At 37.0% G+C, this 17,021-nt stretch carries 15 protein-coding genes; 7 read left to right on the top strand and 8 right to left on the bottom strand.

The features are described 5' to 3' along the window. Positions 1-16 precede the first annotated feature (16 nt). Positions 17-637 carry a GntR family transcriptional regulator gene (locus BN1068_RS08900; protein WP_077602505.1) on the bottom strand — a complete coding sequence of 207 codons (621 nt, stop codon included), beginning with the start codon at positions 635-637 and terminating at the stop codon, positions 17-19. A 24-nt stretch (positions 638-661) separates the two neighbouring features. After that, complete coding sequence (locus tag BN1068_RS08905) at positions 662-2,008, bottom strand: four-carbon acid sugar kinase family protein (RefSeq protein WP_254846738.1); 1,347 nt, start codon at positions 2,006-2,008, stop codon at positions 662-664. Positions 2,009-2,351: 343 nt separating this feature from the next. On the opposite strand from BN1068_RS08905, the gene BN1068_RS08910 reads away from it, so the two are divergent. From BN1068_RS08910 to BN1068_RS08925, 5 genes are all read left to right on the top strand, one after another. Next, positions 2,352-3,776, top strand: coding sequence for a sigma-54 interaction domain-containing protein (locus BN1068_RS08910; RefSeq protein ID WP_175637112.1), 1,425 nt, complete (start codon positions 2,352-2,354; stop codon positions 3,774-3,776). Between the two features lie 133 nt (positions 3,777-3,909). Then, a complete protein-coding gene (locus BN1068_RS08915) occupies positions 3,910-4,647 on the top strand; it encodes an acetoacetate decarboxylase family protein (protein WP_077602508.1) in 738 nt (245 codons plus the stop codon). A gap of 41 nt (positions 4,648-4,688) precedes the next feature. Next, on the top strand, positions 4,689-5,471 hold the full coding sequence (locus BN1068_RS08920) for an acetoacetate decarboxylase family protein (RefSeq protein ID WP_077602509.1): 783 nt from the start codon (positions 4,689-4,691) through the stop codon (positions 5,469-5,471). Between the two features lie 29 nt (positions 5,472-5,500). Then, positions 5,501-5,635, top strand: a complete 135-nt coding sequence (locus tag BN1068_RS24180) for a hypothetical protein (RefSeq protein ID WP_303046893.1) — start codon at positions 5,501-5,503, stop codon at positions 5,633-5,635. Between the two features lie 3 nt (positions 5,636-5,638). Beyond that, complete coding sequence (locus BN1068_RS08925; RefSeq protein WP_077602510.1) at positions 5,639-7,105, top strand: sodium/proline symporter; 1,467 nt, start codon at positions 5,639-5,641, stop codon at positions 7,103-7,105. A 193-nt stretch (positions 7,106-7,298) separates the two neighbouring features. Here BN1068_RS08925 and BN1068_RS08930 read toward each other — a convergent pair whose 3' ends face one another. The 3 genes from BN1068_RS08930 to BN1068_RS08940 form a co-directional block, all read right to left on the bottom strand. Further along, a complete protein-coding gene (locus BN1068_RS08930) occupies positions 7,299-8,246 on the bottom strand; it encodes a nucleoside hydrolase (protein ID WP_077602511.1) in 948 nt (315 codons plus the stop codon). Between the two features lies 1 nt (position 8,247). After that, entirely contained in the window at positions 8,248-9,189 is a 942-nt protein-coding gene (locus BN1068_RS08935) for a nucleoside hydrolase (protein ID WP_077602512.1), read from the bottom strand. A 126-nt stretch (positions 9,190-9,315) separates the two neighbouring features. Next, positions 9,316-10,314: a LacI family DNA-binding transcriptional regulator gene (locus BN1068_RS08940; protein ID WP_077602513.1), complete on the bottom strand. Its 999-nt coding sequence runs from the start codon at positions 10,312-10,314 to the stop codon at positions 9,316-9,318. 376 nt (positions 10,315-10,690) lie between these two features. On the opposite strand from BN1068_RS08940, the gene BN1068_RS08945 reads away from it, so the two are divergent. Together BN1068_RS08945 and BN1068_RS08950 are read left to right on the top strand one after the other, a co-directional pair. Beyond that, positions 10,691-11,932, top strand: a complete 1,242-nt coding sequence (locus tag BN1068_RS08945) for an MFS transporter (protein ID WP_077602886.1) — start codon at positions 10,691-10,693, stop codon at positions 11,930-11,932. Beyond that, positions 11,907-13,403, top strand: coding sequence for a glycoside hydrolase family 32 protein (locus BN1068_RS08950; RefSeq protein WP_175637113.1), 1,497 nt, complete (start codon positions 11,907-11,909; stop codon positions 13,401-13,403). Before BN1068_RS08945 ends, BN1068_RS08950 begins: the two co-directional genes overlap by 26 nt. Positions 13,404-13,521: 118 nt before the next feature. Here BN1068_RS08950 and BN1068_RS08955 read toward each other — a convergent pair whose 3' ends face one another. From BN1068_RS08955 to BN1068_RS08965, 3 genes are all read right to left on the bottom strand, one after another. Continuing rightward, complete coding sequence (locus tag BN1068_RS08955; RefSeq protein WP_077602515.1) at positions 13,522-15,105, bottom strand: BCCT family transporter; 1,584 nt, start codon at positions 15,103-15,105, stop codon at positions 13,522-13,524. Between the two features lie 354 nt (positions 15,106-15,459). Further along, positions 15,460-16,176 (bottom strand): GntR family transcriptional regulator, encoded by a 717-nt coding sequence (locus BN1068_RS08960; protein WP_077602516.1) that lies wholly within the window; start codon positions 16,174-16,176, stop codon positions 15,460-15,462. A gap of 222 nt (positions 16,177-16,398) precedes the next feature. Continuing rightward, positions 16,399-17,010 carry a hypothetical protein gene (locus BN1068_RS08965; RefSeq protein ID WP_139344777.1) on the bottom strand — a complete coding sequence of 204 codons (612 nt, stop codon included), beginning with the start codon at positions 17,008-17,010 and terminating at the stop codon, positions 16,399-16,401. Positions 17,011-17,021: the final 11 nt, after the last annotated feature.

Consider the following 17,021-nt stretch of genomic DNA (forward strand, 5'->3'; position numbering starts at 1 on the left):
CCTATTCCAAACTCATCTATTGGAAATAAATCATTTTTGAATCTATCAAATGATCTCTCATCAATTCCGAGCTTCGGTTGTCTTTTGCTTTAAGTGCTTCCAGGATTTCTATATGTTCCTGGTAGAACTTCCTTACTCTTCCTGGATCTTTCTTTAAATGACGTAACGTAATTCTACGCAAATGGTCTTGATAGTTTAATAAAATCTTAGTAATCTCTGTATTCCCGGCAAATTCACTAATCGCTAAGTGAAATTCATGATCCAGTGTTGCGAATAAGCTGACATCTTCTTCTTCTGCCGCTTTCTCCGTAGCATGAACAATCTCTTCTAATTCATTGCATTGTTCTTTTGTTATGCGTTTATAAATCTCATTACAATTAAAAGTTTCTAAAGCAACCCGCAGATTATAAATATCATTAATTCTTTCAATGGATATATCATTCACAATAATTCCCTGCTTTGAAGAAACGGTTACAAATCCTTCTGATTCTAATCGAACCAGTGCATTTTTTATTGGTGTTTTACTCATCCCCAAATCATCTATCAATGTTCTTTCTGATAGAAATCTTCCGGGTTCATAGTTTTCTTCTAATATTCTTTCTTTGATTTTCTGATAAGCAACATCTTTTAATAACATAATTACGCTCATTCCCTTAGTTTATTAAGAGCCGGACTGATAGACTTTCTCAAAGAATTGCGGTCCGCCTAACTGGCCACTCTTCAATGCAATCTCTAGTCCATCAAATTTAGGTCTCTCTGAATATGCTAAACATAAAGGGGCACCCGGCGCAATAGAATCCAGCACTTCCAGTCCAAAAATATCTAAATTAGATGTGACAAACCCTGAAGTATCGCCCCCAGATATAATTAATCTCTTAATCTCTATCTGGTCTAAAACCTTCTTGGTCCACTCTCCCAATTTCCTTCCGATATAAATCCCTCTATCTTCCTTAGAAATACCTTCTTCCAGTAAATGCTGTTTTGTTTTTTCAATTATTGGATCATCTGGCCCTTTAGCTGTATAAATAATTACCTTTTTCTTAAGCTCTATTTTCTTCACTATTTTTTCCAGGAATCCTTCCGCTTTTTCCTCATCAGTAAATAATTCATAAGGTATTTGTTCTAGATGAAAACCAGCCTCCTCTGCGTTCTCCAGCTGCTGCTTTGTCACTTCAGATACACTGCCGGAAACAGAGAATATTTTCTCTATCTTGGAGGATACTATGTCTTTTTCTGTTCGAGAACCTGCTTGATTCCTTTTTATTGCATCCCCCAAAGCATATTCAATGCCGGAGGACCCTAATAGAAATTGAGTATCTGTTCCCTTCATTTCCCAAAGTACTTGAGATACCTTCTCCATATGAACATCATTTAGCGAATCAAATAATACAATATTATCTTCTTCAGCATGTTTCTCAATAATTTCTGATACATTCTGTTCTTCCAAGTCTAAGACACTGACTTTATCTATCCGCTGCTCTGTCTGTTTCTGCAAATGCACAGCTAAATCAGCTTCATCCATCGGAGTTACTGGATGCCTGGACATTACAGGGTGTCTGTCCAGGCGATATACTTTATCCTGAAAAGCTGCAAAATGATTCCCAAATGCTGTATATCTCCCTAACATAGGAGCCGCTACTAGCAAAGGGAAACTGCCTTTATTAAAATAATTCCGGGCAAGATCACCGGCAAACCCGATACTTCCTACGTCAGGTGAAGAATCAAAGGTAGAACAAACTTTATAATGAACAAAATATGGCTTTATTTTTTGAAAAAAATCATAAACAGGAACTAATTCTTTTTCCATGCCATTTCTATTTTTCGCGCGGGCAGTTCCCGCTACACCAACACAATCAACATCCTGGAAACGCTCCATCATCTTTTCATTTGGTATTTTTAAAAATAAAATTGTTTTTAAGCCATATTGATCCAGTGCTTCCATTGCATCTGTTGATCCAGTGAAATCGTCTCCATAAAAACCTAATATCAATCTTTTCAAGTATCCCACCTCCTAAAATCTAACATAGATCTAAGTTGAATCTAAAAAAGATGTTAACATCGCTGTTTTATTTTGTCAACGCTTTCTAAAAATATATTTTATAACTATTCGAAGTAACCTTGATTGAATCCACATTCTCTTATATAAAATCTCACTTTTTTTATAACTTTAATGTCTATCCTTGCATCGCCCTCTCTCTTTAGTACAATAACAATAAGACAATGGATAAAAGCGAGGAGACTTGTAATGAAAAGAGGCATTTTGTTTATTTTTGGCTTCTTACTTGGAGCGTTTATTTATTTTTTGTTTTTGCATTAATTCATTCTAAAATGATTAGAGAGAAGTGATTAGATTGGACGAAGCATTTAAAGTTATTACGGACAGCATCAATGAAGGAGTTATCATAGTAAATGCAGACTTCATCTTTACATATGCAAATAAAGCCAGCAATGCGTTTGGCCTTAACTATAAAAGAGTTATTGGAAAATCTATTTTTGATGTCTTTCCTTATTTAAAAAAAGAAAATAGTACAATGGTTCAAGTTTTAGATACAAAGCAGCCAATTATAGATAGGAGACAAACCTTTTATACTTATCAGGGAGAGCGAAAAACAACCATCACATCTACTTACCCTATTTTAGCAAATGGAAAAGTGACCGGAGTATTTGAATTGTTTCGTGATATTACTACTGTCGAGGCATTGAATACTGAATTACATAATCTGCAGGCAGAAAAACAAATAAATCAAAAAACAGCCATAACCCAACATCCCGGCTCTACATTTATTGGGGAAAGTGATACTATCTATAAAATAAAATCCAATTTATCTATTTATACAGCAAGTTTATCTCCTATTTTTATTTATGGAGAAACAGGTACAGGGAAAGAAGTACTTGTAAAAACGATTCATAAAAAGATGCAGGGTGATCAAAAATTACCTTTAATCACTCAAAACTGTGCAGCTATTCCTGAAAACCTGCTGGAATCTTATTTATTTGGAACCACTAAAGGGAGTTACACTGATGCTGTAGATAGAAAAGGATTATTCGAGCTGGCTAACGAAGGTGTATTGTTTTTAGATGAGATTAATTCTCTACCGCTTAATCTGCAAGCAAAACTTTTACGTGTTCTACAAGATCAACGTATCCGAAAAGTTGGAGATACAACAGACTTTGATGTTCAAGTAAAGCTGATCGTTGCTTCTAACCGAAAACCACAAGAATTGCTTGCTGAAGGGCTTATACGTAAAGACTTCTATTATCGATTGAATGTATTAAATATTGAGCTCCCGCCGCTACGTGAACGAAAAGAAGATATCCCTCTGCTGGTGGATCAATTTATTCTAAACTTTAATACATTGTTTTCCAAAGAAATAGCCGGCATCACCTCTAAAGGGCTGGATAGGCTTATAAATTATGATTGGCCTGGCAATATTCGCGAACTTCAAAATGTCATTGAGCGAATCATGAATGCAAAACAGGAGGGAGTAATTGAACCAGAAGATATTGAATTTGATACCTTTCTTAACGATGCACATGTCATTCATCAAAGATATTCTCACTACTCCAGGTCTTATATGGGATCAAAAATATCACTTAAAGATATTGTACAAGAGACGGAAACAGAACATATCAAGAAAGAATTAGAGCTAACAAGTGGAAATATCTCACAAGCAGCAAGAAATTTAGATATTCCTCAACAAACATTAAGTAATAAAGTAAGAAAATATAATTTAGAGCGGTTTGTTCTAGAAGTTAAATTACTCAAAAAAGAGTAATCACCCATAATACCTGTTTTGTTTTTGGTAATTTTCTTTTATCTCATTTAAAAACCTTGAGAACTCAAGGTTTTTAATTTTGGCACAATTTTTGCTTATATATCTATAAAAGATATTAAAGGAGAAATGTCAAATGAACAAATACGAATATACCATTTTACCAGAATATTCACCACTATATCCAAAGCTTCCCTACCGCTATCACGATTACCAAAAAGTAAGCGTTTACTGTCGAGGTAACAAAGAAGCTTTACAGCGTTTTTTGCCAAAAGAATTTGAGTTAACATCAGATATTTTTGAAGTTTTCATCTTAAAGAATAATGAAATTGATGGATTAGACAACTATAGTGAAGGAGGTGTTGTTATCCAATGTGCTTACAAAGATAAAAAAGGAGCATGTGTTGCTTTTGAATATGTAGATACAGATGATGCACTATGCGCTGGTCGTGAAATCTGGCGATATCCTAAGAAAATGGGTGAAGTTGAGTTTTATGGAGATGCTCAAAAAATCAGTGGCAGTGTATCAAGAAAGGGGAAAAAGATTATTGATATCACCTTTGAAGCAAATGAAAAAGAATTTGAAGTTCCTATACTCAGTCCCAGACTACAGGTAAAACGCATGCCGCACCCTGAAGCAGAAGGGACCGATACAAATAGCATTGTTCAAAACGTCTTAAAAGATGCTCAAGTGAAAAAACAGGTATTTGGAAAAGCTGATTTAAACATTGAAAAATCTGAAAAAGATCCTTTGTATCTGTTAGATATTCAAGAAGTGCTGGGTGCTGTATATTTAGAAGGCGCTTTCACATTGACATACGGAAAAGTAATCGACAAAATTCAAGATACAAAGCCAACTAACCAGCTAACGTAAAATTAATTAAAATTCAAATCATTTTATGGAGGAATATATTTATGAAAAGACCATTTGAAGTTTGGAATGCAGATAATATGCCCGTACAAGCTCCTTTTTTTAAAAGCCCATCTATACCATATTTTTGCAAAGACCTAAGCAGTATTAATATTTACTGTCGAACCAGTCCAGAAATTATAAAAAAATATTTAGAGCCGACTCCTTTTGAATATGTAAGTAATAACTTTATCGTTAACTTTGGAGATTATGCTAACGGCACATCAGCTACTTACCATGATTTAGGGATTATTGTTCCCGTTAAATATAAAGATTTAATTGGAGGATATTATCTTTTTGAATATGAAGATTTAGCTTCATCTGTAAGTGCCGGGAGGGAGCTGTGGGGCTACCCTAAAAAAACTGCAGATTTTAAAAAAGAAGAAAAAGATGGAAAAACTTCTGTTTCCGTTTTTAGAGAGGATGCGGAGATTGTTCATTTTGAAGTTGATTTAAACAAAAAACCGAGACAGGAATTACCTGTTGTTCCGCAATATCCGCACATTTTACTTTATACGATGCCCCGGCATGATGGTCCCGGTATTTTAACACAGAAAGTTTTAAGCAGAGACAGCAGCCCTGACTTTGTAACAAAGAAAAAAGTTGAAGGTTATGCAGACATAAAATTATCTGGATATGAGAATTTCCCTATTATTGAACCTTTAGATGAATTAAACCCAGTTGAGGTTTATGGAGCCAGTTATACTATTGGAGATTATGCTGCCACACATGAGAATGGCTGGGCAAAGGTTGTTGACGTCATTATCCCGGATAAAGACTTGAAATAAATAACATAACAAAAATAGGGGGATTACTGATGAACCAGATACCATTTATTGTGCAAGCTTTATTTATTGGCGGACCCATTTTTTGTATTGTTCTTTATGGAATTAGTATTCATCTAGTAAAAAAACATCACGAGAAAGAATACAAAGAGGGAGTGGAAGATTAAAATATGATAACATCCTCTCTTATTATAGTAGGTGTATTTATCCTTTATCTTTTGGCGATTTTTTATTTAGGAGTCCTTGCTGGAAAAGGCATGAATGATAATGAAGAAAGTTATTTTTTAGGGAATCGCAGTTTTGGCTTCTATTCTTCAGCAATGAGCTCGGCAGCAACTGATACAAGTGGTTGGATTTTTATTGGTGCTGCAGGTTATGCTTATGTTTCTGGAGCAGAATTTATGTGGATGCTGCCAGCTTACGCGTTTGGAGGAATTTTAAGCTGGTTAATTGTTGGTCCGGCTTTACGCAGACAAAGCAGTAAACTGGGAGCTAGAGATCTTGCTGACTATTTTGAGAAAAAGCTTAATGATAAGACACATTTAATAAAAGTTACCGCAACATGTATAATTATATTATTTTTCATTCCCTATCTGGGCTCCCAATTAACAGCAGCAGGTAAAACAATGAATGTAGTAATGAATATGGATTACAATCTCGCAATGGTTATTACTGCTGTGGTAGTGGTAGCTTACTGTTTTTTTGGCGGCTATCGGGCAGTAATGTGGACAGATACTTTTCAAGGAACGTTAATGATATTGATATTAGGCGCATTACCAGTATATTTAATTTTTAGTTTAGGCGGTTGGGGAGCTTTTTGGGGGCAACTATTAGCTATCGATCCTATCTTAGGAACAGCAGCCAGTGGAAAGTCTGGCGCGTTGGCTTTTGGTTTAGTTTTTGGAATGATGGTTATGGGGCTGGGGACAGTAGGACAGCCGCAAAATCTCCAGAGATACTTTACCACTAAAGATGCTACAGAAACCTTTTATAAAGGAATGTGGGTAAAAGCAGCTTTTAATATTATTTCCATGACTGGAGCTTGTCTGCTTGGGTTAGCAGCTCGAATTTATTTACCAAACCTTACCGACTCAGAAAATGCATTTCCGGCATTGGTCTATGAATTGATGCCTCCAGTCATAATTGGAATCATCATTGCGGGAATTTTTGCAGCCATTCAATCGACCTATAGCTCGCAACTTTTAGTAGTCGTTCAGAGTATAGGTGATGATTTAATGAAAGTCTTCAGCAAAAAACAGCGCAGTTCAAAAGAATCGGTTAATTTATCCAGACTAATCATGATTGGGATGGGGATACTTTCGCTTGGCTTAGCTTTAATTAATCTTGATACAGTATTCAAACTTATACTATATGCTCAATCCGTAATGGCTGCAGCTTTTGGTCCATTGTTACTTATGTTGCTATTTTGGCCCTCTAGAGTGAATAAATGGGGATCTTTTTCCGGGATGGTTACAGGTGCTTTTGTTACAAGTGTGTGGTATGCAACAGGTATGAGTGAATATGTTTGGGAAATTGTACCGGGATCACTATCTGCAATTCTTGTTCTTCTATTAGTAACAAAGCTTACAAATAAAAAAGAATTAACGTTTACAGAGGAGAAAAAAGTAAAATCATAATCTATTTTAAAAGCCCTAACTCTCAAAATGGATCAAAAAGAAAGAAAATGAACTTTTCCTTACACTCCTTTTAACTATGCCGATAACAAATTAAATGTATCAATAAGTGATTCTTCTAGTATTGGTTAAATTTTATATTTCTCATAAAAAACCAAGTCCTCCTAAAAGAGACTTGGTTTTTCATCATACATATTCACTTAATTGCCACTAAAACATCAAACAAATTCTTTTTAAACCGGCCACGGTCCACCGCCTCACATACACGGACATTCGGCTCCTTCTCCAAGCGGTTATTCACATCCACCAGACTATATCCTCTTGTAAGCTCCCCTTTGGTTTCCACATCTACATAATAATCATGAGATTTCACCATGATTCGTTCATCTGCTGCAATAGCTACTAACAGCGTATCCGGATGCGTCGTTCCGTTCAGACGATGCACAGATTTATTAAACTGCATCACGACACGATTAATATCTATAAAAAATTGTGAGCCTGCTGTCTCCAAATCTGCAATTTCCGCATGGTCGTTGTCATCCATAATAGAATAATCGATACACATGTCCCAGCCGACCATCGTAATTGGGATGCCAGAATGGAGTACAAGCTTTGCTGCTTCCGGATCGACATAGAAATTATACTCTGCTGCCGGCGTGATATTCCCTAGTGTATTATTCGTACCGCCCATGATATAAATATGCGGAATATCCTTGATAATCGATGGGTCCTTTTTGATTGCCATGGCAATATTCGTTAACGGCGCTATCGCTAACAAGCTCACTTCTCCCGGATACTCTTTGATTTTCTCAATGATAAAATCAACAGCATGTCCTTCTTCCGGGCGCTGTGCTGCTTTTGGAAAATGTGCACCACCCATACCGTCCTCTCCATGAACATCTTCTACTGTCCGGTGTTTTTCCTGCCCTGTTGCGAGCAGCGGGCGCTCTAATCCTTTATAGACAGGAACTTTTTCTTCCGGGTTAGCGACTTGAATAGTATAAAGTGCATTTTCCACCTCTTGATCAAAATCTACATTCCCGCCGGTAATCGTGACACCTTCCACTTTAAAATGATGCATCGCCGTTAAAAGTGCAATAGTATCATCTCCGGCTGTGTCTGTATCAATAATAACTCTTCTCATTTTATTTCTCCTGTCTCGCTAATTCCGTAATGTAATCAAAAAAAGCATCCCGGTTTACTTCATAAACAAACTGAACAGGACGTCCAGATTCTGATATCTCCGTTTTCCCCTGGCTGGCTCCACCAGGATGAACAATGCTTTTGACTTCTTTTTTCTTTACCAGATCAGGCTTCCCGATTGTTGCTGTTGTTAAAACGTCCCACAGGAAGTAGGTTGAGTTGGTTTGAAAATGCACAAGCGGCGGAACCATCGCATAGCATTGCCCAAGGAAATCAATCCCGATATCCCGGCGTTCCGCAGCCCATTTATCTCTGACATCTATGGTTAATGGAACCATATTTGTGCTTTCTAAAGCAATTAAATCAATTGCAATCGAACTATCCCATACCGTTTTTACAGCCTCCGGATCCCAAAAAGCATTCCATTCTGCGGTTCCATCATGCTCCGGCTCCTCAACATTTCCATTTTCTAAAAATGTTCCGCCCATCCAGACAAGCTTTTCAATTTTCTCTTCAATATCTGGAGCAATTTCCAAAGCCCTTGCTAAATCGGTTAATGGGCCGACAAATACAAGCGTCACTTTTTCACTGCTCTCTCGCAGGATGTTCACCAAATGTTGATGTGCAGTTGCTTCTGCAAGCTTTGCTTCTATCTTTCCAGACTCATTTAATAAAGGTAAGGCATCTACAAAAAATGCATGCATGCGCCAGTCTTTTGGAAATGGATTTTTTCCGCGGGAAGTAGATGCAGCTACCTCCACATTCTGGCCTTTTCCAAAGCGGTCGATAATTTTACGGCTTGCATAAACAGCAGGCTCCAAATAACAGTCTGCAGGAATAACTCCGACGCCAGTCAACTCCACATTATCCATCTGTAATAATAAAAACAGCGAGATTAGATCATCTACTCCGCCATCATGATTTAAGTATACCTTCTTCTTCATGAATAAACTCCTCTTTTCTTTTAAAGCTGCCCCACATAAGGCGCTTCTATATTTGCATCTTACTATTGCCTTAGTAAAAGATTATTATATTTCGAACCAAAAGTCCTCTGCAGACAAATACCTATTTTATAACTTTTTATAATTAGAGCTTGTCCGTTCAATTAATACGGGCTCCAGCTTGATATCAACTTTTTCCGTGGATACTTCATTTTCAATACGGTTGAGAAGCACCTCAAGTGTTGTTTTCACCATATCTTCAATTGGCTGGTGAATACTGGAAATCCCCATAATTTTAGAAAGGTATGTATCATCAAAGCCAATTAAACTGATGTCTTCAGGTATTCGAATCTTTCTTTCCTGAGCTATCTCCAAAAATTCCAGAGCCACCAGATCATTCCCGGCAAAAATACATGTGAAGTCAAGCTGCTCTTGCTTCTCTTTTAAGTATGCTTCAATATCCTGCCGGATCAGATAATTGTTTGTAGAAGTCTCTTCCACACGGATAAAATTGTTCAAATCAAACTCGAAGCCATTTTCGTACAATACACTTTTATATCCTAAAAATTTATCGTCCAGTGCTGTTCCAATAAATCCAAATTTTGTATGCCCTGCATGTATAAATTTTTCAGCGGCAATTTTTCCCGCCTGCATATGGTCAAGACCGACGCTATCCAATGATTGATGGTTCTGTGTAATGATTACCGTAGGGATACCAAGTTTATTCATTCGTTTTAAGTTGTACTCCCCCGTAGGTATACAAATTACTCCATCCGCCTGACGTGCTATGAAATTCTGAATGCTCTCCCATTCTGTAATTGGATTATGTTTAGAGTTATGCAGGAGAATACTGTATCCTAGTTTTCTGGCTTCGGATTCTAATACATCAACCAGTTCTACAAAATAAGGATTATATGTTTCTGTGACACACACACCAATAATTTTGGATTGGCTTCTTTTCAAAGTTTGTGCAGCGCTATTCGGAATATACCCTACATCTTCAATAACCTTAAGCACCCGTTTTGCTGCATCTTCATTAACTTTTTCATTCCCATTAATAACACGGGAGACAGTAGATTGTGAAACATTTGCCAATTTAGCAATTTCTTTCATTGTCAATTTAGCCATAGCAGACTCCTTCCCTTTCCGTGAATTCGTATTCTCATAAGTGGATTATTATTTCATATAAGGTCTTCAAAATAAAATCTATTGATAATAACAAACCATAAACCGCCTGAATCATTCCCGTTTAATATAGCAATATCAGGCAGTTAATTCCAATAAAATACATAGTTGAACAAGAAATCGTTTTCTAAAACCATTGACTTACTATTTTTCAAGGAATATAATAAATAACATCGTTTATGAATACGTATTCTCAATTCATTCACAAAGGAGGTCATAAAAAACGTTTAACTTTATTTGTTTCGCTTTTCCAATTCATGAACCATCCCTTTTACAATATTATTTTACTACATTTAGAGAATAGGTGATAACAATGCATATGTTTAAAAATAAAAATTACTGGTTTTCATCTGGTTATTTATTTCTTTTCTTTATTACATGGTCCATCTGGTGGTCCTTTTATTCCATTTGGTTAAACGGAACGCTTGGTTTAACAGGATCTGAAACAGGAACCGTTTTTTCAATCAATTCATTTCTTTCATTGATATTTATGCTCCTATATGGTGTTATTCAGGATAAAATCGGCACCAAAAAATATTTAATCTGGTTTCAGAGTATTTTCCTTATTGGGACTGGACCATTTATCATTTATGTATACGAACCGCTCCTGCAATCAAACTTTATGGTCGGCGCTATTCTGGGTGGTTTTTATTTTGGTGCCGGTTTCATTGCAGGGGTTGCATTCCTTGAATCATACGCTGAGAAACTCAGCCGGAAATTCAACTTCGAATATGGGACATCAAGAATGTGGGGTTCTATTGGATACGCATGTGCTACGCTGACTGCAGGCTTATTGCTCAGCATTAACCCCCATCTTAATTTCTGGATTGCTTCCGTTGCAGGAGTGGGATTCTTTCTCTTAAACTGCTTCTTTAAAGTTGATGTACATGAAACAGAGGAAGATAAGACAGCAAGTTTACGTATAAAGGATATTGTCTCCATTGTTAAAGTGAAAAAGTTCTGGTATTTTGTTCTATTCCTTTTTGGAACTGCTTGTATTTACACGATTTATGATGTTCAGCTGTTCCCAGTTTATTTCACACAGCATTTCACTGATACGGACATTGGATATCAAGTATTTGGATATTTAAATTCATTCCAGGTTTTTCTTGAATCAGCTATGCTGTTTGCTGCACCATTTATTGTTAATAAAGTTGGAGCAAAGCGATCATTGATTTTAGCCGGTGTTATTATGGGTACCCGCATTATAGGTTCTGCACTTGTCGACAGTACGATTGCTATTTCATTGATCAAGCTTCTTCACGGGATTGAACTGCCTATCCTGCTCATTGCTATTTTTAAATATATTGCACTCAATTTTGACCAAAGGCTTTCTGCTACAATTTACCTGATTGGTTTTAAAATATCAGGTGAAATCGGTGTTATTGCCTTTTCGTCTGTAATTGGCAAGCTTTACGATAACACTGGTTTTATAACGACATTTTTTGTCCTTGGCACAATTGTCTATGTTTTCACAGTTGCTGCTATCTTTTTCTTAAGTAATCACAAATCAAAACGAAATGAGGTTATCCAATATGAACCAGCAGAAGACACACAATGAACAGCTTTCACTCGCCAATCAGTCAGTAGCCAATTTAAAAGATGAGTTAAAGGATGCTTCATATCGTCTCCACTATCATTTTATGGCTCCTGCAGGCTGGATAAATGACCCTAACGGTCTTATCCAACATAACGGGATTTACCATTTATTTTACCAGTTCAACCCGTATAGCTTTCACTGGGGCCCGATGCACTGGGGACATGCCACAAGCACAGATCTTGTTCACTGGAACCATGAACCAGTTGCCTTAGCCCCATCTGAAGCCTATGAGTATGATGAAGCCAAAAGCGAAATGGGGTGTTTCTCCGGCTCTGCAGTAATGAACGGCGATGTCATGACGCTGTTTTACACAGGACATCTAGAAGGAAAAGAAAATAAGGAAGTACAGGCTATTGCAACTTCAACAGACGGGATACATTTCACAAAACATCCTGCAAATCCAGTTATCAGTGAAAGTCCTGAAGGTTTAAGCAATGAATTCCGGGACCCGAAAGTATGGAAACACGGAGAATTCTGGTATATGGTTATAGGAACAGCCGTAGATAATGATGGAGCAATTGCACTATACAAATCCAGCAATCTTACGGAATGGGAATATGTAGGTATTGCTGCAAAAAGTGACGGTACGCAGGGTGATATGTGGGAATGCCCAGATCTATTTCCACTTGGGGATAAGTATGTATTGATTACATCTCCAATGAACATGGATAATGGAAAAAGCACAGTTATGACAGGCAGCATGGATTATGAGAAAGGCATCTTCACACCCGAATCACAACGGGAAATTGACTATGGAATCGACTTCTATGCTGCACAGACTTTTGAAGACGAAAAAGGACGGCGTATTCTTATTGCCTGGATGGATTTCCCCTTTACAGAATTCCCATCCAAAGTGGATAAGTGGTCCGGCGCAATGACAATCCCCCGTGAGCTTACATTGGGCGAAGACGGGATTGTACGCTCCTATCCGGTTCAGGAACTAAATGCACTCCGGGACGTCCATGAGCATTATGATACACTTACGCTGTCAAAAGAGGATGCTTATAACCTTAATTCCAATAAGACTTTCAAACATAGCTATGAAATAAAATGTAAATGGACATTACCTGAAAATAATGAAGATGGAAAAGTTGGCTTGCGCCTGCGTCAATCAGAAGATGGTTCTGAGCAAACAATCGTTTTCTATGACCCAGCAACAAATGAAGTAATTGTAGACACAAGGAATTCTGGAAAACTTTCACATAAGGCTGTTAATAAAGCGCCCTTGCGCACTAACAGTAATGAAATTACACTTCATGTGTATGTCGATACATGCTCTGTTGAGGTATTTGTGAACGATGGTGAGGCAACGCTCTCCACAAGAATTTATCCAGAGCTTGCAAGCAATGGTATAGAGTTGTATACAGAGGGAACGGAAGCCGCGGCAGAATATACTGACATTTGGTCTCTTAAAAATACCAGGATTTCTTAAAATGAAACGGATCTTTCATGACGGGCGAATTCATTTCGTTCCTGCTTATGAAAGATCCGTTATATTTATATTATGAGCATAATTTTACATACCCTGTTTTCCCTGCCATTCACGTTTATCAATCGTTCTGCTTTTCAGGAGAATACCTTGCTTTTCGAACATTTTTCACCCAGGCCCGGTCCTCGTCCATCATTTTTTTAGCGGCATAGACCGTTAGAACCTGAATAATAATAATTGGTATTCCCATTAATCCCGACAGCACTTCCAACGGAGAAAGGCCTCCTACACTCATAAGCGTCAGAGCAAGCACTGTAATCAATACTGCCACTAAGATTCTTAATGATTTATAAGGTGCAGATTTCGTCATATCCTGATTGGACATATAGGTTGCTACGGTATAAGTTGTTGAATCTAATGTAGTAATTAAGAAAATCGTCGCAATAATCGTAAATAAGATGATAGTTAATGTCGGTAATGGCAATGAGCTCAAAATAGCGGGAATCGATTGCTCCAAGCCTTGATTTTGGACAATATCCAGCACTGGCACTGCACCCGTCACCTGCCTGTGAACACTTAATCCACCAAGAACACCTGTCGCAATCCAGGATAATAGTGTAGGCGCCAATAGATACGTTAAAATCATTTCTTTAATCGTTCTGCCTTTGGATACAATCGCCGCAAAAACACCGTGAAGCATCGCCCAAGTTGCATTGTAAGCAAACCAAAAGACGGTATGACTCTCAATATGTGTACCTCCCTCCATATCAAGTGAATTGGTATACAGAGAAAAGTTCATATAATTAGTGATTAAATATCGTGCGGAATCAGAAAAGAAATTCATAATAAAGATTCCCGGTCCAATGATAAGAATAAGGAGAGCAAAAGCTCCTGCAAGATACATGTTAAATGTACTTAACCGTTTGATCCCTTTGTCAATACCTACATAAGCGCTGATAGAAAAACCTAAAACCCAAATCAAAGTAACAATTACTGTAAAAGGAAATGTTACTTCAATATTCAATATCTCCGCCAGATTATACGTAACAATCGGTGTACCAAGACCTAATGTCACTGCGGCTCCGGCTAAAATACTGACCAAGAATAAAATATCAAGAATAATCCCGCCAATTCCATCTGTAAACCTGTCGCCGAATATAACACGGCATGCTTCTGAAATACGCATTCGTGGTTTCTTCCGGACATACAAAAGATATGCCATCGCCGGAGCTACCATAACAAAGACGGCAAAGGTCTGAAAGGTCCATAAAAACATGCTGTAGGAATTCCCGGCAAGAATTGCTTCCATTGATCCTGCTTCCAGCCCAAACGGCGGGTCATTCGCGACTTCACTCCATTGCGTCAAACCCGTCCGCATAATTGTTGAACCAAGCCCCATTGCAATCAAAATAGATGCGTATTCAAACAAGTTGTATCTTGGTTTCTTTGCCGGATCACCTAACACTACTTTCCCATACTTAGAAAACGAAAAATATACTGCTGCTATAACGATAATCAAGGCATACCATAAATAACCCCATTTAAAGGAATCTACTAATGTATTAAAAATGCTGTCCAATAATTCCTTAGATTCACTTGTATACATTGCAAATAGAGCACTAAATATTGCTATAATCACAATAGAAGGAATTACAATGCTTTTCTCAACTAAGCTTTTTTTCTTCTGTCGTCCAGGCGCCTCCATTTTAAGTTCTCCTTTCTCTACTACCTGATTAGAAAAAATAGATATGAATATGGCATATGTTTTACACCTACTAATACCACAGAAGAAAAGTTACAAAACATGGGTGAGGTAAATGACACTGCAATCAACATATTTTTATAGATGGACCATCTGCGATTTAATTTTACATTTACCATTCATATTGCATATTTTTCACAAAAAAAGAGATTACGTTACAATCAGGATTACCTCAAAAATAAATAAAAAAAGGATTCGGGCAAATATCAAATCATTCATTTGATATTTGCCCGAATCTCCTTTTAACGTCATATTCCTATACTATTTGTTTCTTTATATTATTCTAGTTTAAAAATGTTAAGTCAATTCTACTATATAGTCAAACTTATCTCCACGCGCAATGCCCAGTGTATAACCGATCAGATACTCATTATGATACGCATATCGTTTAATCATCATTGCTGACTGATTAGAAGGTAATTGAAAATATTTCGCTTCCTCTTCACGTAATGTAGTGGCCTTGAAGCTTTCAATTGCCTTTGTAACTCCAAGCGAATAGTCCTCTATAAAAATTTGGTACATCGATCTTGACTCTAAATCTTCTTTTGAGAGGTTCGGAAAAAACTTTTTCGGTAAATAAGTTGTCTCATAAAGCAAGGGTTCATCATCCGCAAGCCGCAGCCGGACCACTTTAATAACTATTTCGAAAGGGGTGATTTTTAATTTACTCGCCAGCCGGTCATCTACTACAGTCTCTTCAAAATTTAGGACAATTGTAGAGGGAACCTTTCCATTCTTTTTCATCTCTTCTGTGAAACTATAAAGTTTTACAAGGTGCTGGTTGTAGCGTTTCGATGATACAAACGTGCCAGCACCATGAACTTTATAAATATATCCTTCTCTTTCCAATTCTTGCAAGGCCTGACGCACAGTTATTCTGCTCAGCCTATAAATTTCACATAGCTCCCGTTCCGGAGGCAGTCTTTCTCCTTCAAGATAATAACTTTCATCTATTTTTTTTATTAAATCCTCCATTAATTGTAAATAAAGAGGCAATCTATTATTTTTATCCATTATTTCATATCTTCCCTGCACATATATTCTTTATCCATGAAATCTATACATGAATAAAGGAAGTTAATAAAATACTGCTAAATTACTGCGATTATATCATAGGAAAGAATAGATATATATGGCTTACTCCATAACCATCAATAAAAAATCGCAGTTATTAAATCCAAAACCAGCACCCTGCCTATAACCAACTACTATTTCCTTCCCTCTAAAACAGTCTTATTATTCAGATTCATCCTGCCCAGGAACAAATAACTTCACATTGTCTATTACCGCAGAACCTTCATAATAATTAATATGGGGTATACCCAACAGAAAATAATCTGGATAAGCAGAATCCTCGGGCCATTGTTCAACAGAATAGCTGCCATGAGGACCTTCAAAAGTTAATGTAGAATTGAATTCTCCATTATATTCTTCTGATGTATTATTGTAATGCCAGATTGGCCTTCCATCTTCAATAAAATCTCTTTCATATCTAAGTGTTTGCTGACCAACATGTTTAAAGTTGCCTGACATCTCCATTATATAACTATTATCTGTACGTTCTATTGCAAATGTATAAGATTCTTCCGGCATGAGCTCAGGCTGTATTTCTGCATTGGAAATAATAGAGTATTCTGTATCATCATCATAGAAAGAACCACATTCTGTTTCAAACATAAACGAATTATAGCCAATGGATTCATCTCTAAACGTATCGCCGGCAAAAAAGATTCCATTAATGGCATTATTGGAACTTTGCTCGTCCGCCCGGCTGTATAATTCTCCAGTTTGCGGATTACAAACAGCATAACCACTATTCCATGAAGAACTAACATTATATGCATCCATCCCCACTTTAC

Origin of the sequence: Oceanobacillus sojae (genome assembly GCF_900162665.1) — a bacterium.
GTDB classification, from domain to species: Bacteria; Bacillota; Bacilli; order Bacillales; family Amphibacillaceae; genus Oceanobacillus; species Oceanobacillus sojae_A.